At 57.4% G+C, this 22,671-nt stretch carries 15 protein-coding genes and 1 pseudogene; 5 read left to right on the top strand and 11 right to left on the bottom strand.

Annotation, left to right across the window (positions count from 1 at the left end; genetic code table 11):
- Window positions 1-186 precede the first annotated feature (186 nt).
- A pseudogene (locus LA321_RS15875) lies at window positions 187-1,477 on the top strand (sensor domain-containing diguanylate cyclase).
- Window positions 1,478-1,617: 140 nt separating this feature from the next.
- Here the strand turns inward: LA321_RS15875 and LA321_RS15870 are convergent.
- The 5 genes from LA321_RS15870 to LA321_RS15850 form a co-directional block, all read right to left on the bottom strand.
- On the bottom strand, window positions 1,618-2,745 hold the full coding sequence (locus tag LA321_RS15870; protein ID WP_042069290.1) for a YbdK family carboxylate-amine ligase: 1,128 nt from the start codon (window positions 2,743-2,745) through the stop codon (window positions 1,618-1,620).
- Window position 2,746: 1 nt separating this feature from the next.
- On the bottom strand, window positions 2,747-3,934 hold the full coding sequence (locus tag LA321_RS15865) for a cation:proton antiporter (RefSeq protein ID WP_042069289.1): 1,188 nt from the start codon (window positions 3,932-3,934) through the stop codon (window positions 2,747-2,749).
- Window positions 3,935-4,143: 209 nt separating this feature from the next.
- Complete coding sequence (locus LA321_RS15860; protein WP_082043336.1) at window positions 4,144-5,853, bottom strand: beta-N-acetylhexosaminidase; 1,710 nt, start codon at window positions 5,851-5,853, stop codon at window positions 4,144-4,146.
- A 726-nt stretch (window positions 5,854-6,579) separates the two neighbouring features.
- On the bottom strand, window positions 6,580-8,028 hold the full coding sequence (locus LA321_RS15855) for a chitinase (protein WP_082043335.1): 1,449 nt from the start codon (window positions 8,026-8,028) through the stop codon (window positions 6,580-6,582).
- A gap of 308 nt (window positions 8,029-8,336) precedes the next feature.
- A complete protein-coding gene (locus tag LA321_RS15850) occupies window positions 8,337-9,521 on the bottom strand; it encodes a methyltransferase (RefSeq protein ID WP_082043334.1) in 1,185 nt (394 codons plus the stop codon).
- A gap of 229 nt (window positions 9,522-9,750) precedes the next feature.
- On the opposite strand from LA321_RS15850, the gene LA321_RS15845 reads away from it, so the two are divergent.
- Together LA321_RS15845 and LA321_RS15840 are read left to right on the top strand one after the other, a co-directional pair.
- A complete protein-coding gene (locus tag LA321_RS15845; protein WP_042069286.1) occupies window positions 9,751-10,329 on the top strand; it encodes a PhnA domain-containing protein in 579 nt (192 codons plus the stop codon).
- Between the two features lie 494 nt (window positions 10,330-10,823).
- Window positions 10,824-12,107, top strand: coding sequence for a sensor domain-containing diguanylate cyclase (locus LA321_RS15840; protein ID WP_042070007.1), 1,284 nt, complete (start codon window positions 10,824-10,826; stop codon window positions 12,105-12,107).
- Between the two features lie 45 nt (window positions 12,108-12,152).
- Here the strand turns inward: LA321_RS15840 and LA321_RS15835 are convergent, their stop codons facing one another.
- On the bottom strand, window positions 12,153-13,772 hold the full coding sequence (locus LA321_RS15835; protein ID WP_042069284.1) for an acyl-CoA synthetase: 1,620 nt from the start codon (window positions 13,770-13,772) through the stop codon (window positions 12,153-12,155).
- Between the two features lie 658 nt (window positions 13,773-14,430).
- Between LA321_RS15835 and LA321_RS15830 the strand changes: the two genes are divergently transcribed.
- On the top strand, window positions 14,431-15,957 hold the full coding sequence (locus LA321_RS15830) for a YfcC family protein (protein WP_042069282.1): 1,527 nt from the start codon (window positions 14,431-14,433) through the stop codon (window positions 15,955-15,957).
- Window positions 15,958-16,010: 53 nt separating this feature from the next.
- On the opposite strand, the gene LA321_RS15825 is transcribed toward LA321_RS15830, so the two are convergent.
- Window positions 16,011-16,199, bottom strand: coding sequence for a hypothetical protein (locus LA321_RS15825; RefSeq protein ID WP_042069281.1), 189 nt, complete (start codon window positions 16,197-16,199; stop codon window positions 16,011-16,013).
- A gap of 447 nt (window positions 16,200-16,646) precedes the next feature.
- Between LA321_RS15825 and LA321_RS15820 the strand changes: the two genes are divergently transcribed.
- Window positions 16,647-17,186 (top strand): glycine zipper 2TM domain-containing protein, encoded by a 540-nt coding sequence (locus tag LA321_RS15820; RefSeq protein WP_042069279.1) that lies wholly within the window; start codon window positions 16,647-16,649, stop codon window positions 17,184-17,186.
- Window positions 17,187-17,267: 81 nt separating this feature from the next.
- On the opposite strand, the gene xdhC is transcribed toward LA321_RS15820, so the two are convergent.
- From xdhC to LA321_RS15800, 4 genes are all read right to left on the bottom strand, one after another.
- Complete coding sequence (gene xdhC / locus LA321_RS15815) at window positions 17,268-17,756, bottom strand: xanthine dehydrogenase iron sulfur-binding subunit XdhC (protein WP_042069278.1); 489 nt, start codon at window positions 17,754-17,756, stop codon at window positions 17,268-17,270.
- Entirely contained in the window at window positions 17,753-18,631 is an 879-nt protein-coding gene (xdhB, locus tag LA321_RS15810; protein ID WP_042069277.1) for a xanthine dehydrogenase FAD-binding subunit XdhB, read from the bottom strand. The genes xdhC and xdhB overlap by 4 nt, the downstream gene beginning before the upstream one ends.
- Window positions 18,624-20,942, bottom strand: a complete 2,319-nt coding sequence (gene xdhA / locus LA321_RS15805) for a xanthine dehydrogenase molybdenum-binding subunit XdhA (RefSeq protein WP_042069275.1) — start codon at window positions 20,940-20,942, stop codon at window positions 18,624-18,626. Before xdhA ends, xdhB begins: the two co-directional genes overlap by 8 nt.
- Before the next feature lie 400 nt (window positions 20,943-21,342).
- Window positions 21,343-22,668 (bottom strand): NCS2 family permease, encoded by a 1,326-nt coding sequence (locus LA321_RS15800; RefSeq protein WP_042026467.1) that lies wholly within the window; start codon window positions 22,666-22,668, stop codon window positions 21,343-21,345.
- Between the last annotated feature and the right edge of the window lie 3 nt (window positions 22,669-22,671).

The following is a 22,671-nucleotide window of genomic DNA, read 5'->3' as shown; positions in this document are numbered from 1 at the left end:
CGAGTCCACAGAGTAAAGCTCACCCCTTTATTCACCACCAGCTGCGAAGGAATAGTTGCCAAATCTGATGCAGGCAATACAGGATGAAACTGTTGGTACAAACGGCCCCGATGCCCGACACAAACATAACGCCAAATAAAGCAGCTCTATACTGATTATCAATGAGTTATTCGCAATGGAGGTTACATGTTTACACAGGGAACCCACGCCGATATCAAATCATCACTCAATGCCATCGGTGCCGCTGTGGCCATGTTTGAGCTTGATGAGGATGACCGCTTTATTTTGGTGTCGGCCAATGACACCTTTGCCCAGGCATTCGAGCTGGATGTCGTCGGCAGTATCGGCAAGCGGTTGGGCGAAATGTTCCCCCGTTACATCACTGGTTGCATAGAGCCGCCGATGAACGAGTGCGTCACCCAGCAGACGGGGCTGGAGAGCGAACTGCCCATCGACACCCTGTCACGCACCAGCTGGTGGCGTTTTGTGATCTCCCCCATCATGTCGGAGCACTCCCGCATCAGCCGGATCATGGTCACCGCCATCGACATCACCACCAAGAAACAGCTGGAAGAGGCGCTCAAGATGAGCCGCAAGCGCTTCGAGGCCGTGGTCAACTCCGCCTATGACGGCATCATCAGCGTCAACAGCGAGTCGCGCATCGAACTCATCAATACCGCCGCCTGCGAAATGTTCGGGATCGACGAGAGCTATATTGGCAAGCGCCTGGAAACCCTGTTGCCCCAACGCTTTCGCGCCCATCATGAGGGTTATTTCAAGTCTTTCAGCAACTCCCCCATCAACTCTCGCCCCATGCACGCCCGCTCCGCAGTTATGGGATTGCGGCGTGATGGCAGCGAATTTCCGCTGGAGGTGACCATTGCCAAGATCAATCTGGGGCAAACCACCGAGATGACCGCCATCTTGCGGGATATTTCGGAGCGGGCCCGTCTGGTAGAGGAGCTGAAGGTGGCCGCCACCACGGATCCCTTGACCGGGATCGCCAACCGCCGCCGCATCGACGAAATGCTGCATCTCGAGATGCAACGCAGCCAACGCTTCAGCCATACCATGAGTCTGCTGCTTATCGACATCGATCACTTCAAGCAGATCAATGACACCTATGGCCATCAGCAAGGGGATCGGGCCATCCTCAGCCTGGTCAAGCGCATCGCCAGACAGCTTCGGGAAGTGGACATGCTGGGACGCTGGGGGGGGCGAGGAATTTGTCCTGCTACTGCCGGAAACCTCGCAGGAACAAGCCTGGGGCAGCGCGGAGCGGATCCGCTCGATCATCGAATCAGGGCTTCATGAGCTCAATAGCGGCATCGAAGTCCCACTCACCGTCAGCATTGGCATCAGCACCAGCCAGGGTGCCCAGGATACGGTCGAACAACTGGTGCACAGGGCCGATACCGCTCTCTACCTGGCCAAAAAGCAGGGGCGCAACTGCTGCCAGCAGGAGGTAATGAAGTAATCTGCCCGACTCACCCCTTGCATGAGACACAACGCATTGGCAAAGCCCGTGTCAGAGGCAGGCTCATTCAATATGACCGAAAAAGCCACTCTCCATTTTCATGCACTTGATCCGCGAGGCACCCGATCGTCTGCGGTTGACTAGTTCTGGACAGACGCGCGAAACCGCTGCAGGGCAAAATCGACCATGCCTTCGACGCTCCCGTTCAACTCATACTCTCGTCGCAAATAGTGTGCATCATTCCCTTCCCGAACGATCTGCAAGACATGTTCGAGGGAGGCTGAACAATGCAGGGCATCGGCATGGGGCTGAATACGAGCAACGGTGGCCAAAATATCATCATGTAATGACATCTTTTCATGAGACTTGGGATGTACCAGTATCCCTTCCATGCCAAAACGACACGCCTGAAAGCGATTGTAGTTGTAGACCAGGTAGTCATCCTCTACCGGATCGGGTTCACTGCGTTCCAACAGATATTTGCAGAGCGTCTGTAAATATCCGGCTATTGCCGCAGCACGAGTTACCGATAATGGCGTATCACACACTCGCAATTCAATTGTGCCATATTCCGGCTTCGGCCTGATATCCCAATAAAAATCCTTCATGCTGGCGACAATGCCCGTATTTTCCATTTTCGAGAAAAACTTGTGAACAAATTCTTCCCAGCACAGATAAAATGGCGCCCGGCCACTCAGAGGAAATGCAAATACTGAATTAAGACGGGCAGAATTAAACCAGGTATCATATCCCTGCACAAAAGGTGACGAGGCTGACAACGCAATAAAATGGGGAACATAACGGCTCAAGGCATGTAAAAGGAAGAGTGCCTCATTGGCGTCAATACAACCAACATGAACATGTTGACCAAAGATAGTAAACTGTTTTGTCAAATATCCATATAACAGCGACACCTCCCTGAACCTTGTCTTGTTAAAAATACGACGCTCAGGCCACAGTTGAAAAGGATGGGTCCCTCCCCCACAGACACCGATATTAAGGCGATCACCTGCCTGTACCAGAGCCGTGCTGATTCTTATCAATTGAGACAGTAGCGTGGTGTATTCAGCGTGCACATCCGTCATGACTTCCAGCATGCTCTCGGTCACTTCTGGCACGACAAATCCCGGGAAAATATCACGCTCCAATAATTCGAGCATATCGGGGCTGGCTGCAGCCAGGTCAAAATCGCTAAAGCTGACCAGCTGCAACTCCAGTTCAACCCCCAGCGTCAGAGCCTGTGACGACTTGAATGGTTCAAGTGGCATATCAAACCTCCTTATGTGGCTCAGCCACTTCATGAGCCCAACGCAATGCCAGCTGACTCAAGACAGGTCCCAATATCTCCAGCATCAGGGCTATCGCGATAAGTGGTGAAAGTTGAGCGACTAGATCAACCCCACGGTAGCGGGCCTGTTCAAGCATCAAGATAATGGAGACCGACATGGGAGCCGTTGCCAAGCCGACAAGCCATCCCTTATGCCAGGAGATACCACTCAATTTTGCGAAAATGCTTATCACAACCGCTTTTACCAACTGTCGCACGACCAGAATAAAGAGACCAAGCCAGATACCGGCATATACCTGTCCCCATGCAAGCTTGGCTGCAATAAAAACAAATAAAAATATGGAGACAAGTTCACCCAATGAACCAAAACCACGTTGGGATGACGTCAATACGACCCGACGATGGCGCGCCACGATCCCAAATATCAGCACAGCAAAGATGGGAGAGAGCTTGAGGCTATGTGTCAGTGCAACAAGCCCAATAACGGTGATCGTGAATGCCAGGGTATTATCATGGGTGGTTCGGTCTGTCGGCCTTAACAGGGTCGGAATCATCATTCCCAGCACAGCGCCGACACCCGCAGAAGCGAACAACACCATCAGGCTGATATGTATCGCGTCCCATACATTGCCAGACGTATTGAACACAACCAGGCCAAGTATCATTTTGAAGACCAACACGGCCAGCATTGAATTCAGCACCGAGAGATGCAACGCCCGTTCGGTCACCTGGCCGGAACTTCTTTGTTCCAGGATGACCCGTATGATCGTTGCCGGCGAGGATGCCGTTGATAACGCCGCCAGCAACAGTGCCATCATTTGCGATTGCGCAAACCAGATCATCACAGCATACACAGCGATAAAAATGAACATGCTTTCCGTGACACTGGTTACCACAATCCAGGGATTAGTACGAAGCCAATGTAAATTAATCCGGTAACCACATTCGAACAGCAGCAACCCGAATGCAATATTTGCCAGCAATGTGGTGCTCGAGTTTGTTGGCGGCAAAAAACCGCTTTGTGATGAAGCCAGAATGAAACCCACCACTGCATACACACTAATACGTGGCAATTTTGTCCAGCGTTGCGCCAACTCGCCCATATACCATGCTATAAAAATAGTTATCGGCCATGCCCCATCTTTTAATACTGCTATGAGTTCAGTCATGTCGTGTCTCTCTCAGTTGTGCTACATCGGTACATTGCAACAACAAAATGAGCACTTTTAGTTATTATTTTAAATTCATCTGCAACAGCATTAAAAATGAAAGCTTTGATGGCTTTTTGGTTTTTCAATGACTCTGTACCGAGAGAGTACAGAGTCATCTCATCACTTTTATAACCCTTCCACTTCACTAAGCAATAACCAACATATTGTTACTGTTTGGGGCCATCGTAAATCTCGCCATAGCGAATATTTTCACGTTCATAATAAGCCAGCATGCTGTTCAAGCGTCCTCTAAAGTCCTCATAGTTTTGCCTTTCTTTCGGTGTCCATAACATTTCGGATAGTGCTGCCATCCTTGGAAACGCTTGATACTCAACCTTGTCCCAACTATGCATATACTCAGACCAGAGCTGACCCTGTGCTCCAAGAATATTACCCCTGTACTCAATAGCCAATTTGGGAGGAATAGGATCATAGTTGTAGACATCCTGTAATGTTGTCAGGCAACAAATTGCCTCATATTCAACCCCTTTCGCCAACTCCTGCTTCTCTGGTGCTTGATAATGATCAAAATACAGCCCTGAAGCCATCACAACCGGGTTCCCTCTTTCTGCTGCCAGTCTGCCTTTATCTTTATCTCGCCAAGCCATCACAACCATATTCTTCGATATGTCATCCCCTTCCACTCCACGACCTTCCATAACTTCATCCCAACCAACAGCGGTGAATCCTTTGCTGTTGATAGTTTTTTCTACTTCCCGTACAAACCAACGCTGTAGACCATTCTCATCAGAGAGTTTTAGCTCTTTAATCCTGTCTTGTTCTGACTTGGATGTTTTCCATTGCTCTTTAGTCGCCTCATCCCCCCCCAAATGGACATAGCGAGAATTGGGAAACAGCTCGGCTATCTGGGTGAATATTTGGTCAATCCACCTAAATGTCGCCACATCTGTATTCAGCAAATAAGGGTGTACACCCCATGTTGTTTTGACTTCTGGCTTAAAGGGTTCCGTGGTATCCGTCACGCCCAATTCAGGGTAGGCTGCCACGGCTGCCGCCATATGGCCTGGCATATCGATCTCGGGGATCACTTCCACATGCCGACTCTTGGCGTACGCAACGACTTCTTTTATCTCTTCTTGTGTGTAATAGCCACAGGTTGGTTGGCCATCTGACCCTGTTCTGTCCCCATAAGGTGGTGTTGATGCACGGCACCCACCCACTTCCGTCAGTTTTGGCCAGTCACGGATCTCAATCCGCCACCCTTGATCATCCGTCAGGTGCCAATGAAATTTATTAAGTTTATGATATGACAGCTGGTCTATGAATTTCTTGATATTGTCAACACTGAAGAAGTTTCGTGCCACATCAAGATGCATACCACGCCAGCTAAATTTTGGATAGTCGATGATGCTGACAATTGGCAACGTATTTTTTTCATATGGCAAGAGTTGCAATAATGTTTGAATGCCGTACAGCACACCCGCCTCTGTATTAGCAATAATGTTTGCCTGCCCATCAACAATATTCAGCTTATATCCCTCTTCGGATACGGTGGCTGACGCTTCGACAGAGAGAGTGATCGATTTGTCAATCTTGGTCGTGTCATCAACCGGGGACTCCTTTATATTAAGGCTTAAATTATTATTCTGCTTAAGCTTATCAGCAAGATAAGTAGCTTCATCCTTTAACTCCGTATTTTGTTCATAGACAATATTCACAGTATTATCTACCGACCAGCCACCTTCCGTTTGCTCAAGCTTTACCGGTGCTGGAATAACCGAGACAACTGGAACTTCTGGAGTAACAGGCTTGCTAGTATCAGAGGAGTCATTATTGCATCCTGCAAGCACCAGTAGAACAACAATCAGTGCTATTGAAACTGCCAACGAGTAATAAACTGTTTTAGTTTTAGCCATGATAACCGTCTAACCTCCCTGAAAGAATTGATATCTCTATGAGATTGAATCATTTATGAAATGTCTTACCATTCCACCCTCCGTCATTTTGTCACTCAACCATATACATCATTTATATTCACTCGACGACAACTCACATTGTCATCAATAACGAGAAGAAAATACTGCTATATCTGAACCATCATTGTCTTATCATCACCCTCCAGCCATTTAATCTCATGAGGTTGGGTAGCATTGTTCATCGTTCGCTATTCTTTATTGTCAATATGATTAACTAGCTTGAACCCAAGGTATATTTGACATGCATAACATGTTGCATCCGGATAATATGTGACACTAATCTCATCTCGCTGATGAGATTGAAGGTGAGTTTAAGATGTGTTGCGCGATTATCTGGTGGCAGACCGCCGATATAGTGCATTTACACCCCTGTGGTCAGTTACATGAGTATTTATTGCGCATGCGACAGTTTTATACGCACCCTGCACAAACGATTTGATGATGATCACACCGGCTACAGCAGTCTCAACATGTTCAGTGTATTGAGGATAAAAGTACCGAAGATAAAGAACCTCCCACTATTCCACCACTCGTTATCTCTTATCTGGCAAACCGGCGGCATAAATAAGGAGGGAGGCACAAGGCCTCCCTCTTGACTTACAGCTGCTCAATTAATTTCATTTAGTCAGCACCAAACTGACGCTCGCGAGTAATATTCATCGCTCATCACTGGCTGACTGGCGCCCAGGGGCCCCCCTTGACGGGATCGTCCCCTTGCGTCCACCACTTGGCCTGATAGACGACGCCCTTGTGGCTCACCTTGTCACCCCCCTGGTAGACCTTGCCAGCATCCCAGGCCGGGATCCCGCCCACAGGTGGCTCACCCGGATCAACTGGCGGTACAGGCAATGTCTCCACGATCCGCACCTTGGGCCAGCTGGCGTGGGAGCCATAGAGGTTGGTCACACACTTCTCGTAGTCTCCGGGCACCAGAGCCGAATAGGCAGTCTGGAAGCCCACCAGCTCGCACTCGAAGGAGTAACCCCCCGGGCGATCCGGGTAGTATTTCCAGTTGCCATCCCAGTTGGTGTAGAGCACGTCGGTGGCGCCATTGAGATTGAGGCTGCCATAGGGCGTCTGCTGCCAGCAGGTGTTTTTCTCGTCACTCTTGAGGGGGATCTGGTAGTGAGCGGAGAGCCCTTCCCAGTAGCGGATCCGGTTGACCGGCTGGCCCTTGTCCTTGTTCTGTTCGCCACACTCGATGCCGCCGTTGATCACGTTGATGGTGGTGCCAAACCCATAACCAATCCCGGCATTGGTCTCTCGCGTCGAGGGCACCCAGGTACGATCGATCACGTGCAACATGGCCGGTTTGGGAGCCTGGGGGGTCAGGAAGAACCAGATTGCCGAGGCCAGGTTGAGCCAGGAGTCGGCAACCAGACCCGGGTTGTTGAGCAGCACGCTGGCATCGCCGTCAAACATGGCTTCCGAGAAGGCGCCATAGTTGAAATGATAGGAAAGTTGCTTCGCCCCGCGGCCAAAGTAGCCCTGTCCGGTGGCACAAGGCCACTTCTTGTTTTGCCAGTCGTTCTGGCCACACCCAGTGGTATAGCCGGTCTGCCCTTCCGACCAGCCCATCTCCCGCACGTGTACCAATGCCTGCTGCCACTCTTCCAGTGCCAGCGGGTTATCGGAGATGTTGTCTTTGGCGATGTGGCCACCCGTCTCCTGGGCGAAGTGGGCGAAGGCGGTCACAATGGATTTTTTGCAGATCTCGTCGGCATTGCGACCGTCGCTGTAATCACCACAGAACGCCGGGAACTTGCCGATGGCCCGCAAGAAACGGACATAGGTGTATTCAGGCGCAGCCATCTGGGTCAGAAAATCCCACTCGGCCTGTGGAAAGACCCGCTCCACCCGTTTGACGTTCTCCGGGTTGCTGGCAAGTCCCGGTTCGATAGCATCCACCACTGTATTGGGGCGAGTTGCCAGCGCCTTGGACCAGATGGCGTACATGGGATTGGCGGTCTTTTGTTGCTCTACCGCCTTCACGTCCGCCGCCGAGATAAGGTAGCCCCCCGGATTTTGCGGATCGGGCTGGATATTCATGGCGGCATAACCGGGCGCGGCAAACATGGCTGCGACCAAGCAGGCGCAATATCTGCGTCTTAGCATCACTACACTCCTTTGTCCCTCAATGAATGGCCCCCCGAGCATAGGGACTCGGGCGACTAAATTCACGATGAAAATTAAGAATTAATCAGAAGTGTGAGCGGATTCACTTTGAGCCCATTTGCGTCAAAAGGATCGTCAGATGAGGTGCAGTTCCCTGAAAATGTGCCGCCAAGCAGCCAGAAGAGAGCACATCGCATGCTAAAAAAGAGGCGACGCTGAGCCTGATGCCCCTGTCAGAGAAGATGTACGCCAGTGCCTATTTGTGTCTTCATAGCGCACAGAGGCTTTAAGCCCTTCTCATCACCCCCTCAGGGACGCCAGGCTCGGATCAGAATGTTGCGCGGGGTCATGGGCTTGGCACAAAACTCTCCCACCTCGACCCGATAGCCCTGCTCTTGCAAGAAGAGCGCCCGATCGAGGGCCAGCCAGATCTCGAGGGGGCGGCGAAACAGGTGGCGCACCAACTCCATACGGGCCACATCGCCAAAACGGCGCTCCCCCTGCACCACAAAGGCGGGGTAATCGAGACCGTCAGGCAAAGTGAGCTCCTTGCGCTCCGCAGCCCATTGGCAAAATGCCTCGAAAGAGCCGGCGAGCAGGCTTTTTTGCATATTGGGAACCGGCAGATATGCGTTTACCCCGCGCACCTGGCGCTGCAGGCAATCGAACGCCAGTCGCCACACCACCTCCTGCTCACGCAGACGGGTGATGCGGGCGCCACCGGTCACCGTCTCCTGCAACGGCAGCTTGAGATCCGCTTTGCTCAGGCGCAGTGCACTTGCCCGGGCCAGCGCCGACAGTGGCCGATAGTCGACGCTGCGGATCAGGTGATAACAGCAAGGGGAGATGGTCACCCCGCGCGCCCCGCGCTCGGCAACCCGTTCCAGCAGATGGGTATGCAGCTCGCCGCAGGCATGCAGGGCCATGGCGTGGTGCTCCGGGGCCAGCAGCAGGGCGGAGTCCGGGGAAAAGGCATCGGCGCAGGTGAAGGTCATGGTCGCCCCGTCGCGCTCGGCCAGTTGACGCCCCTCCTCGCATAGCTGTGGCTGCAGCTCCAGGCTCGATACCCGGGCCTTGCGATGGAGCGATACCAGCCGGCCAAGGTGTCCCTTGCCCGCACACCACTCCAGATAAGGCCCCTGATGGGAGGGCAGGCAGGCGGTGAAGGCCTCTATCTGGGCCTGCTTGCGCCCAGGCATGTGGCTCGCCATGCTCTTGCTGCAAGTAATGGGCTCGGGCGTGAAGGGCTCAAGCCGACTGAGTTGTTGCAGTTCCGGGCCCTCCGCAATCCAGGGTGCGAGCAGGCGGGCCAGCGCATCCATGTTCCCATCGAGCGCCTCGAGTTCTTCGCAGGTCAGCTCATTGAGCTGCGCCACCAGCTCGGGGGCCTCCTCTGTAAAGGGTATTGTCAGGTGGTGGTAGGGTTGATATTGCCACCAGCGCCTGTGCCGGGTGAGCAGTCGATCCAGTTGTTGAAAACGTTGAGCCAGCACGGGAACCCTTATCCAGCAGCAAAAAGGAGGCTCATTCTAGCGATCCCCCTTCAAAATGCACTCCCGCCACGGCGTCAATGGCGCTTTTTACAGACAAAAAATCATCACCCTCACCGCAACGTCCAGGCTCAACCTGACAAAGTACAGGGTTTTATGCTATATTCCGCCCCCTCTTTTACGCGGCAAGCCTGGTGCGGGCCGTTTTACCAATAGCAATGGGACCAAAAACATGACCATCAACGCCATTCTGCAGGCGCGCGCGGGCGCCAAGTGTGAACTGTGCAGCGCCGAGCAGGAGCTGACTGCCTTCGTGGTACCTCACTCCCCCGCCAGCGACGATGATCACAGCGTTGCCCTCTGTGACACCTGCCGTGGTCAGCTGGAACAACCGGACACTCTGGTGGTCAACCACTGGCGTTGCCTGGGTGACAGCATGTGGAGCCAGGTGCCGGCAGTACAGGTGATGGCATGGCGCCAGCTGAAGGCCCTGTCCGGTCAGGGTGAAGTGTGGGCCCAGGATCTGCTGGACATGATGTACATGGAAGACGAGACCAAGGCTTGGGCCGAAGCGGGTATGGCCGATGAGGATGACGACAGCGTACCGACCGTCGATTCCAACGGCGCCGTGCTGCAAGAGGGCGACTCCGTCACCCTGATCAAGGATCTGGACGTGAAGGGCGCCGGCTTCACCGCCAAGCGCGGCACCCTGGTCAAGGGCATCCGCCTGACCAACAACCCGCTGCACATCGAAGGCAAGGTCAACGGCGTGCAGATCGTGCTGGTTGCCGCCTACCTGAAAAAGGCCTGATTCCAGCATACAGTATGTCCCCCGGCAACCATGATGCCGGGCTGACACCACAGAAAGGGTGGCTGCTTCGGCGCCATCCTTTTTTATTGCGCCATGTTTGCCTCCCGTGATGCTGCTTGCATTAGCATGACAGACCTAAGCAGGATTTCGGCCCCCTCGGCTCACCGTCAAACCTCCTTTCCGTTCAGTCCGTTTTTCGCCCCTTAAGTGGCGATTTCACACCACAGACACCAATATCCATAACATGAGTGTGCCTACATGAATGGCGGCGGAAACGGACGCGCCGACAATCGTCTCTTTCGGTAGCACAAACAAAGACTCATATGATGTCTTTTTTGTTTCGACTACTGACAACATTGTGACATAGCTCATAAGGCGCGGAAAATTCACTATTTTTTCCGATAGTGGAGCTTAATTTAGCAGTATTGATGCGCGTTGGTGTGGGCGCCTTTGCCACCCATCCCATCGTGTCTTCCAAGGATGGCCATATACTCATGCAGGAACCTCCCGCTTCACTCATCCAGCTCCAGCAAGAGCTGCAGCAGCTCAAAGCCATCTTCAACGAGATTGGCGCCTACATCTTCACCAAGGATCTGGCCGGACGTTACACCTATGCCAACCAGGCGGTGCTGGATCTGTTTGGCTGTACCCTGACCCAGTTGCAGGGGCAGGATGACAGTCGCTTTTTCAACCTGAATGACTCGGACGCCCTGCGGCGCAACGATCGCCAGGTGCTGGAGCAGCAGATCACCGTCGCCGACGAGGAGATCAACTACATCAAGGCGACCGGTGAGCCGCGCATCTACCTGAGCGTCAAAAAACCGATGTACGACGAGGAGGAGCGCCTGATCGGCCTGTGCGGCATCGCCACCGACATCACGGAGCGCAAGGCTATCGAGGCCAAGCTGGCGGAGCAGCACCAACTGCTCGAGATCATCCTCGCCCACGTCGATGCCTACATCTACATGAAGGACACCCAGCATCGTTACCTCTACGTCAACCAGAAGACCTCTGAGCTGTTTGGCATGCCCCCCGAGCAGATGGTCAACATGCGCGACGATGATCTCTTGCCGGCGGAGATCGCCGCCCAGTTGCAGCAGATGGATGGGAAAGTATTTACGACCGGTGAGACCCAGGCCGGCGAGGAGTGCCTGTTCGATGAGCAGGGCAAGATGCACTACTACTGGTCGGTGAAAGTGCCCTTTGTCCTGGCCAATGGCACCCCTACCCTGATCGGTTTTTCCTCCGATATCACGGAGTTGCACCATCTCAAGGAGCAGTTGCACGCCCAGTCGGTGCGCGACAGCCTGACCGAACTCTACAACCGCCGGTTTTTCTTCGAGCTGTGCGACAAACAGCTGAACTTCAACACCCGCCATCACAGCCACTCGGTGCTGATCCTGATGGACGTGGATCAGTTCAAGACCATCAATGATCGCTTCGGCCACCCGCTGGGGGACAGGGCTTTAATCCATCTGAGTCAGGTGATGCAACCCGTGCTGCGCAGTGAAGATGTGCTGGCCCGGATCGGGGGGGACGAATTTGCCATCCTGCTACCCGAGACCCACCTGACGGCCGCGGCCTCCCTGGCGGAGCGGTTACGGCATACTGTCATGAACAAACCGCTGACACTGCCCGATGGCAGCAGCCTCGTCATCACCATCAGCGCAGGTCTGGTACAAAACGAGCACGGGGAGTCGATGGAGAGCTTCTATGCCCGCGCCGATCAGATGCTCTATCGGGCCAAACAGATTGGCCGCAATTGCATCGCCTGCTGAGCAATAACCGGGGGTGAGGGGAAGCCCCCCACCCCGTCACTTTTCTTACAGCTGCTGGCGCAGCATGAATTTTTGTACCTTGCCGGTGGAAGTCTTGGGCAGCGGAGTGAAGATGATCCGCTTGGGCGCCTTGAAGTGGGCCATCTGCTCGCGGCAGAAGGCGATAAGCTCGGCTTGACTCGCCTCACGCCCCTCCTTGAGCTTGACGAAGGCGCAAGGCACTTCACCCCACTTCTCGTCCGGCATGGCGATCACCGCCACCTCATCCACATCGGGATGACGGTAGAGCACATCCTCCACCTCCAGACTGGAGATGTTCTCCCCGCCCGAGATGATGATGTCCTTGGATCTGTCCTTGATCTCCACATAACCGTCCGGGTGCCACACCGCCAGATCGCCGCTCCTGAACCACCCCTCCGCCATCGCCTCTGCGGTGGCCGCCGGGTTCTTGAGATACCCCTTCATCACCACGTTGCCGCGCAGCACGATTTCCCCCATGGTCTTGCCATCTTTGGGGACCACCTCGCCACTGACCGGATTGATGACCCGCATCTCCCCCTGCAGCGGTGACGCCACCCCCTGGCGAGCCTTGAGGCGAGAGAGCGTGGTGGCATCCCGGCCTTGCCAGCTTCGCTGCGGTTCACACAGCACGCAGGGGCCATAGGTTTCGGTCAGACCATAGACATGGGTCACGGCGATCCCCATCGCCTCCATGCCGGCGATCACGGTGGCGGGAGGCGCCGCCCCAGCTGTCATCACCTTGATGGGGTGATCCAGTCCCTGCTTGAGGGCCGGGTCGGCGTTGTTGAGCATGTTGAGCACGATGGGCGCCGCGCAGAAGTGACTCACCTTGTGTTCGTGCAGTGCCTCATAGATGGCCGCCGCCAGCACATGGCGCAGACAAACACTCACCCCGGCGGTCGCGGCCAGCGTCCAGGGGAAGCACCAGCCGTTGCAATGGAACATCGGCAGGGTCCAGAGATAAACGGGATGCTTGGGCAGCTCCCAGGAGAGCACGTTGTTGACCGCATTGAGGTGGGCGCCGCGATGGTGATAGACCACCCCCTTGGGATTGCCGGTGGTGCCCGAGGTGTAGTTCAGGGAAATCGCCTGCCACTCATCCTCTGGCAGCCAGCCGGGTGCTTCGCCATCCCCCATGGCGACAAAGGCCTCATAGGTGAGCTCGCTTATCATCTCTCCCTGCTGATAGAGGGGATCATCAATGGCGACCAGCAGCGGCTTGCTCTCGATAAGTGCCAGCGCCTTTTGCACCACGGCGCCAAACTCCCGGTCCACCAGCACCACCTTGCTCTGGGCATGCTGGAAGATGAACGCCATGGCGTCGGCATCGAGCCGGGTGTTGATGGTGTTGAGCACGGCGCCACTCATGGGCACCCCGAAATGGGCTTCGAACATGGCCGGCGTATTGGGGGCCACGATGGATACCGTATCCCCCTCGCCGATACCGTGCAGGCCGAGGGCCGAGGCCAGCTGACGGCAGCGCCGTTCGGTCTGGGCCCAGGTTTGGCGCAAGGGGCCGTGGATCACCGCCGGATAGTCGGGATAGACGCGGGCCGCCCGCGCCAGAAAGCTGATGGGGGTCAGGGGATCGAAATTAGCGGATGTCTGCTCAAGGCCCATCTCATAGATGTTCTGCTTTGTCATCGGGTTCCTTCCTCACATATGGCACAAAGCGGGGACTCATCCGGTCTGGGTACGGACCGGGCACCACACCCGGGCATCATGCTTCGGGTGGGTCTCTTGCGAAAATGGCAGGGTATCAGGGAGGGGGGGTGGCAACCATTAGCAAAACGTCGTATTGGAATCCGTATGAGGCTTTAAAAGCGTGAGTGCGGCATCTTGAGCGGGTCTTTTTTCAAGCTCTCATTCGGGCAACCCCCAAGCCTTTTCCTCGTGCTGAATATTGATATAGCGCGAGCGATTCGGAGCAAGCCGAATACGCACTCCAGATATATTTATTTTCATCCACTCATCACCAAACAATAAATTCAAAGGCGACATCAGGAATAATTATGAAATAAGTATTGCGATGTACCAAATAACATGAAATTAACGTTTTCGATCGCCGGAAATATATTCTGTGAACCAGCCCATAAAGCCGAGTGAGTACCATGTTCATCCCCTTTCCAGCACGTTATGGTTACGTCCTGAAACAATCCACCGGATGTTCAATATCAGGCCAGATTTCTCGCCAACGAGTGCGCAGCTGGCAGTCAAACTGCGCACTTCACTGTCATGACGAAGGAACCCTATCGACCCGATATTCCGCCGAACCTTAACCTGCTTTATCGAGGAGCATTTTATGTGTGCCGAGCCGAATACCAAGACCCGGAGACAATTCCCCACTGCATTTACCATTCTGTTTCTGATCATGTTGCTGGCTATTGCCCTCACCTGGATTATTCCGGCGGGGGCCTATGCCAAGCTTTCCTATAATCCCGCCAGCGCTACCCTGATGGTCAACACACCGCAGGGGGAAACCAGTCGGGTGCCCGCCACCCAGGACGAGCTTGAAAAATTGAATATCAATATCGACGTTGCCCAGTTCATCAACGGCACCATTCGCAAGCCCATCGCCATTCCCGGCACCTATGAGCGACTGGAGCAGGCCCCCAAGGGGCTTGGTGACGTTGCGGTCAGCATGGTCAAGGGCACCATAGAGGGGGCCGACATCATCGTCTTCATCCTGGTGCTCGGTGGGCTTATCGGCGTCATCAACAAGACGGGAGCCTTCAGTGCGGGCCTAGTGGCGCTGTCGCGCAAGACACAAGGCAACGAGTTCCTGTTCGTGGCCCTGGTCTGTCTGGTGATGGCGCTGGGGGGGACCACCTGCGGGCTGGAAGAGGAGGCCGTTGCCTTCTACCCCATCCTGGTGCCCATCTTCCTGGCGCTCGGGTATGACTCCATCGTCTGCGTGGGGGCCATCTTCCTCGCCGCCTCCATGGGCACCACCTTCTCCACCATCAACCCCTTCTCCGTGGTGATCGCCTCCAATGCCGCCGGCATCCCGTTCACCGAGGGGCTCATCTTCCGTGCGGTCGGCTGCCTGGTGGGCACTCTGGTGGTGATCGCCTATCTCTATTGGTACTGCAAGAAGCTCAAGGCCAATCCGGCCTTCTCCTACACCTATGAGGACAGAGACAGCTTCCGAGCCCGCTTCCTGAAAGAGGGCTCCATGGATGAGGGCGTACCCTTCACCCTGCGCCGCAAGATCATCCTGACCCTGTTCATCCTCGCCTTCCCGCTGATGGTGTGGGGCGTCTCCATGGCCGGCTGGTGGTTCCCGCAGATGGCCGCCTCCTTCCTCACCATCGCCATCATCATCATCTTCATCTCGGGGCTGAAGGAGAAAGAGGCGGTCGAAGCCTTCACCCAGGGGGCCTCCGAGCTGGTGGCCGTCTCCCTCATCATAGGGCTGGCGCGGGGGGTCAACCTGGTGCTGGATCAGGGGATGATCTCGGACACCATACTGGCCTATGCCTCCGATCTGGTCTCCGGCATGCACGGCGCCGTGTTCGCGGTGAGCCAGATGCTGGTCTTCACCTTGCTGGGACTGGTGGTGCCCTCCTCCTCGGGGCTCGCGGTGCTCTCCATGCCCATCATGGCGCCGCTGGCGGATACCGTGATGATCCCGCGCTACATAGTGGTGTCGGCCTACAACTGGGGGCAATACGCCATGCTGTTCCTGGCCCCCACCGGCCTGGTGCTGGTCACCCTGCAGATGCTCGGCATCCAGTTCAACAAGTGGGTCAAGTTCGTGCTGCCCATGGTGGGCTTCGTGCTGGGCTTTGGCGCCCTGATGCTGGTGCTCCAGGTGATGCTGGCCTGATCGGCCAATGCCGTGACACGCCGCCGCAGGGCGGCGTGTTTCTTATGCCAGCGTTAGTGACGCACCCGTCCCTGCTGGCGAAAACAGTAGAGCTTGAGGCTGATGTCTGCGAGGTCAGCGGGCAGCTCTTCCCCGCCTGCCACCAGCGGCCGATAGAGGGAGGCGAGCAGTCGTTCGGCTTGCTGCGTCGTGATGACGTTGGCCTGGATGGCCGGGGTGATCCAGCTGGGTAACAGTGACATAAGTCCCCCTTCTCACTCTTTCAGTATCAGGATCCCGGATTGGCTGTGGCTCTGCGTCAACGCGTCATCCATCTCCCCTGACGTCTTTCCGCTTCTTGCCACATACGCTGCAAAAGCCTTGCCGGATTGACACCTTGCCCCCAATCCCCACGCCCAGGGCTCTCGATCCGCCCAACAAGCCTCGCCCGAGGCCATCAACATGCCAGATGATTGCAAAATGCGACTCACAATAGGCCCATGCCCCCTCTTGTTCCCTCAACATCGCCATTTCGCGGCGATTTTTTCGCCGTTGTCGCCAAAGCCAGACACTTTTTGAAGTGGCGTTTTTTTGACCTTGTCAGCGGCTGTCGCAGCCAGCCCCGGCTCGCCTTGTCCGACCAGGGCGCTATTGACAAGATGAATACAGGCTAGCTAAGCACCCAGATTGAGATTGCAGGAGAAGAGAAGATGAACAAGTCCATGATGGCGGGGATCGGGATCGGTATTACATCGGCACTGGCGTTGTCGGCTGCGGCCAGCGGTGGTTTCTTCACCCCCGAGCCCACCTTCGCCGAGGTGATCGCCAGCAAGCCGGTGACCGAAACCATCAAGACGCCCCGTCAGGAGTGTCGCAACGTCACCGTCACCCACCGCAAACCGGTGCAGGATGAACACAAGGTGCTGGGCACAGTGGTGGGGGCGGCGCTGGGCGGTGTGCTCGGCCACCAGTTTGGTGGCGGCAGCGGCAAGAAGGTGGCAACCGCCGCCGGTGCAGTCGCGGGTGGCTATGCCGGCAACCAGGTGCAGGGCAACATGCAGGCGGGGGATACCTACACCACCACGGAGCAGCGCTGCAAAACCGTGCAGGAGAGCAGCACCCGCACCCTGGGCTATGACGTCACCTACCGCCTTGCGGGGCAGGAAGGGGTGATCCGGATGGATAAGGCGCCGGGGGCCACCATCCCGGTCAAGGATGGCAAACTGGTGATCGACCAGCAAAAAGGGTGAGTTCCCTTGCCATCCCCCATAAAAAGGCCCGCCTGATGAAGGCGGGCCTTTTGCTATCCGGCTTGCAGGTGAAGCGCCTGATCACTCACTCCTGCAGCACTTTTTCACCGCCCGCACCACGTTCTGGTAGCCGGTGCAGCGGCAGAGGTTGCCGGCAAGGCCGCGGCGGATCTCCACCTCGGTCAGTGGGCGACGCTTGGTCTTGTCGAGCAGGGCGGCGCTCGCCATCACCAGGCCCGGGGTGCAAAAACCGCACTGCACCGCCCCCTCGTCGATAAAGGCCTGCTGCACATCGGAGAGCTCACTCCCTTTACGTTCCCCCTCCACGGTGCGGATGGACTTGCCATCGGCCCATACCGCCAGATAGAGGCAGCTGTCGATGGCCACGCCATCCACCCGCACGGTACAGGCGCCGCACTCGCCGACGCTGCACCCCTCTTTCACGCTGATAAGCCCCAGCCCGCGCAGGAAGTGAAGCAGCGACACACTGGGCGAGACCGCATAGGAGTAGGGCTTGCCGTTGATCTCGCACTGGATCGCCACAGCGGGACAGGTTTGCGGTTGCATCATAGGATCTGGCCTCCGGCCCGTTCGACGGCGCAGGTGACCACCCGCTGCGCCAGGGTTTTGATAAGGTGCAGGCGGAACTCTTTCTCCGCCCGCCAGGAGGAGCGCGGCGCCACATCGGCCACCACCGCCTCGGCGATGGCCGCGAGCGTTGCCCGGGTCAGGGGTTGCCCCTCGGCCGCCGCTTCCGCGTGGGGCGTGCGCACCGGCGTCGGTGCCGCAACCCCGTAGGCCAGCCGCAGACGTTTGAAGTGGCCATCCTCAATCTGGCAGTAGGCTGCGCAGCCGATGGTGGCGATATCCATGGCACCCCGCATGGCATACTTGAAGTAGTGGGATCCCGCATGGGGGTGCGCGTCCGGGGCAAAGTGAAATGCCACCAGGATGTCCGCCGGTTGCAGCGCCACCTTGCCGGGGCCGGTGTGAAAACCGGCGATGGGGATGCGGCGCGTGCCGCCCGGGCCGGCAATCTCCAGCTCGGCTTCCAGCGCCACGGTCGGCGCCGCCGAGTCGGCGCTGGTGGCGCCGTTGCAGATGTTGCCGCCATAGGTGGCAACGTTGCGGATCTGCGGGCCGGCGATGGTGGCGGCGGCCTCGGCCAGCATCGGCAGGCGGCGCTGCACCAGTTCGTTTTCAATCAGCTCGGTAAAGGTGGTGCCAGAGCCGATCCGGATCGATCCGTCGGCCAACTCGCACACCCCTTTGAGCTCGGGCAAGTCGTGAATATCGACGATATGGCGATAGGCTGCGTTGAGGTGATGAAGCTGGATCATCACATCGGTGCCACCGGCCAGCAGACGCGCCTCGGGATCGGCCTGACGCAGGGCGACGGCCTCGGCCACACTGCGAGCCTTATAGTAACGGGCAATATCAAACATGGGGTTGCTCCTCCCTTGTGCCCTCGGTGATCAAACCCGCCGCGACAAACTCCCGAAACAGGGTCTTGGGGGTGATGGGCAGCTCGTTGATGGCGACGCCGGTCGCCATCCTGATGGCGTTGCGAATGGCCGGGCCGGGGGAGATGATGGGCGGCTCGCCCAGGGATTTGTGGCCATAGACCGACTGGGGCTCATGGGTCTGCACGAAGTCGCACTCAAGCTTCGGCAAGTCCAGCATGGTGGGGAACTTGTAGTCCAGCAGGTTGGGGTTGCGCACCACGCCGCTCTTGGCATCGATGATCATCTCCTCGAACAGGGACCAGCCGATCCCCATCCCCATGCCGCCGTGCACCTGCCCCTCGGCCAGCTGCGGATTGAGGATCTTGCCCGCATCGTGCAGGTTGAGAATACGGTTGATGGTCACCTTGCAGAGATCGATGTCGACACTGAGATCGACAAAGGTGCAGCCAAAGCTCGGCGGGTTGGTGGTGGTCTTGTGGGAGACTTCCGAGGTGATCTGGCCGCCGATGGTGAGGTGGTAGTAGGCATTGACCGACACCTCGGCCACGCTGATGAGCACCTTGTCCGGCGCCCCGGCCAACACCACGTAGCCGTCGATCAGGGTGAGCGATCCCACATCCTGATGGCAGAGCTGGGCCGCCAGCGAGAGGATGCGCGCCCGCAGCTGGAGCGCCGCCTGATGGATGGCGGGGGCCGCCACATAGCTCTGGCGCGAGGCGAACGATCCCGGGTCATAAGCGGTGATGTCGGTATCCTGGGTCGAGATGACCCGGATCTGCTCAAAAGGAATGCCTAACGTCTGGGCCGCCATCTGGGCAAAGACGGTGTCCGACCCCTGCCCTATCTCGGTGGCGCCGATCTGCAGATTGACGGTGCCATCCTGGTTGAGCAGCATGCGGGCGCCGGCTATCTCCACCCCCACCGGATAGGTGTTGGAGCCGTAGCTAAAGCACGCCACCCCAATGCCGCGCCGTACCCGGCTCGCCGGATCCTGCGCCAGGCACTCGGCCCGCAGGCGTGCCCACTCGAACTGTTCGCCCCCCCGGCGCAGGCACTCGGGCAAGCCCGCACTGTAGATGGTCTTCTGGTTGACCTGATTGACGTCCCCCTCGCGGGCCACGTTGGCGATCCGCACGGCGAGCGGATCTAGCCCCAGCTCGGCGCAGACATCATCCAGCATGCACTCGAGGGCAAACACCACCTGCGGCGCGCCGTAACCGCGCATGGCGCCAGCGGTGGGCAGGTTGCTGTAGAAGGTCTTGGCATCGTAGCCAAAGGCGCTGCGTGGATAGAGGTAGCTGATCTTGTTGGCGCCGGCGCTGGCGATGGAATGGCCGTGGGAGGCATAACCGCCGGTATTGGAGAGCACGCCCAGCTGATACCCCTTGAGGGTGCCATCCCGGTCGATACCGAGGGTGCCGTCGATGGAAAAGCCGTGGCGGGTGCGCGAAGCAAAGAAGCACTCCTCCCGGCTTAAGGAAACCTTGACCGGCACGCCGCCGAGCTTGTAGCTCAGAAACGCCGCCATCGGCTCTTCCAGCACATCCTGCTTGTTGCCAAAACCGCCCCCCATGTAGGGCTTGATCACCCGCACGCTCGACCAGGGCAGGCCGAGGGACTTGGCCACCCGGCTGCGCACTATCTGGGGGATCTGGGTGCTGGAAACCACCACGATATGATCCGGCTGATCCATGTAGGCGTAGCAGGTGACCGTCTCCAGATGGCAGTGCTGCACCACGGGGGTCTGATAGTGGCCTTTGAACTGAACATCTGCCGCAGCGATGGCCTGCTCCGGCTCCCCTGCCCGAATTTGGCTTTGCCGCAGCAGGTTGCCGCCGGGGTGGATGGGGTGAGCATCGTCAGCCAGGGCACTGGCCGCATCCGTCATCACCGGCAGCGGCTCGTAGCTCACCTTGATCAGGGCGGCGGCCTTCTCGACAACCAGGGGATCGCGGGCTACCACGATGGCGACCCCGTCGCCGAAGTGGCGCACATGGTCGGTGAGCAGACGCCTGTCTTTGACATCCCGCTTGGCCTCATCGAGGGACCAGGCGTGGCCGGCGGTGCGATAGCAGGTGGTGGGCACATCCTCATGGGTAAACACGGCTTCGACCCCGTGCAGGGCCAGCGCCTCGGAGGCGTCGATGGCGAGCACCCTGCCGTGGGCGATGTTGCTTCGCACGTACTTGGCGTGGCGCATGCCGAGCATGATGTTGTCATCGGTATAGCGGGCGCTGCCGGTCACCTTGGCCTCGGCATCCACCCGCTTGAGGGGTAATCCTATGGACATGATCCAGTCCTTTTTCAGATGGGAAAATTCCAGAACCAGATGAAAAACAGCAAGATATGCGCCCGTTTCCCCATGGGAGCGGGAGGATGGCAAGAAGTGTGAAGGGGATCCCATCTGCCTGAATTTCTCGCCCCCGACGCGGTTATTGGCAGGCAAACATGGTGGCAAACAAGGGGAGCAGAAAGAGCGGGCGTATCAATCTGGTATCCGGCTTTATCAAAATGGTAGCGGCCAGATCTTTCCTGCCAAAGGGGCTCTGACTCTCTTTTCACATAACAAAAAGAGGCGCCCCGCTCTCTTGCCACACCGGCAAGAGAAGCCAACCACTGTTGCCAAACATTCCCCTTTCCCCACAAAAAAACGGGGCCGCCTGACGGCGGCCCCGAAACGGGTAGGCATCCTAGATGGCCCACCCCCCAGCGTAGAAAATCACCAGGGCCAGGGCGATGATGACGGTCCCCGGGTTGAGCTTGCGCCACTCGTTGGAGCAGACGCGCCCGATCACCAGGGCGCTGAAGCCCAGCATGATACCGGTGACGATATTGCAGGTGAGCACGATGAAGACGGCGCACACCAGACCGGACATGGCCCCGACGGAGTCACTGAAATCAAGCTTGGTGACATTGCTCAGCATCAGGAGCCCCACGTACATCAGGGCCGGCGCGGTGGCATAGGCCGGTACCAGATAGGAGAGCGGCGAGAGGAACAGCATCAGCAGGAAGAGACACCCCACTACGGTGGCGGTGAGCCCCGTCTTGCCGCCCGCTGCCGTGCCCGCCGCCGACTCGATATAGACGGCGGCCGGCGCCGCCCCCACCAGGCCGGAGAAGATGCTGCTGACCGAGTCGGCACTGAGCGCCTTGCCGCTGTTGATGATGTGGCCATCCTTGTCCAGCAGATTGGCCTGGCCCGCCACCGCCCGTATGGTGCCGGTGGCGTCGAACACCGCCGTCATCACCAGCGCCAGCACGCTTGGCAGCACCAGGGGCGAGAGGGCCCCCATGATATCGAGGCTGAAGATAAGGGAGTTGCCCTGCGCATCCGCCAGGCTCGGCATGGCGAACAGCCCCTGATAGGTCACCGCCGGATCGAAGATGAGACCGAAGATGGAGATGGCGATGATGACCAAGAGGATCCCGCCCGGCACCCGCAGTTTTTCAAGGCCGAAGATCACCGCAAGGCCGATGAGAGACATGATGACCGGCATGGAGGTAAAGGCCCCGAGCGCCACCGGCAAGCCTTCCAGCGGGTTCTTGATGACCAGCCCCACCCCGTTGGCGGCAATCAGCAAGAGGAAGAGGCCGATACCGATGCCGGTGCCGTGGGCGATCCCCATCGGCAGGTTATCCAGAATCCAGCTGCGCACTCCGGTCACCGAGATGGCGGTAAACAGTACCCCCATCAAAAAGACCGCGCCGAGCGCCACCGGGATGGAGATCTGCTGCCCCAGCACCAGACTGAAGGCGGTAAAGGCGGTGAGCGAGATGGCGCAGCCGATGGCCATGGGCAACTTGGCCCAAAGCCCCATCAGCAGCGAACCAAAGCCCGCCACCAGACAGGTGGCCACAAAGACGGCGCCGGGGGGAAAGCCCGCCTTGCCGAGCATGCTGGGCACCACGATCACCGAATAGACCATGGCGAGGAAGGTGGTGAGCCCGGCCAACACCTCCTGGCGCACGTTGCTGCCCCGCTCGCTGATCATGAAGAAGCGATCGAGCGCCCCCATGGG

It is taken from the genome of Aeromonas enteropelogenes (assembly GCF_020097295.1).
GTDB classification, from domain to species: domain Bacteria; phylum Pseudomonadota; class Gammaproteobacteria; order Enterobacterales; family Aeromonadaceae; genus Aeromonas; species Aeromonas enteropelogenes.
The sequence above is the reverse complement of the archived record's forward strand: the minus strand, read 5'-3'. Positions and strand labels throughout refer to the sequence as shown.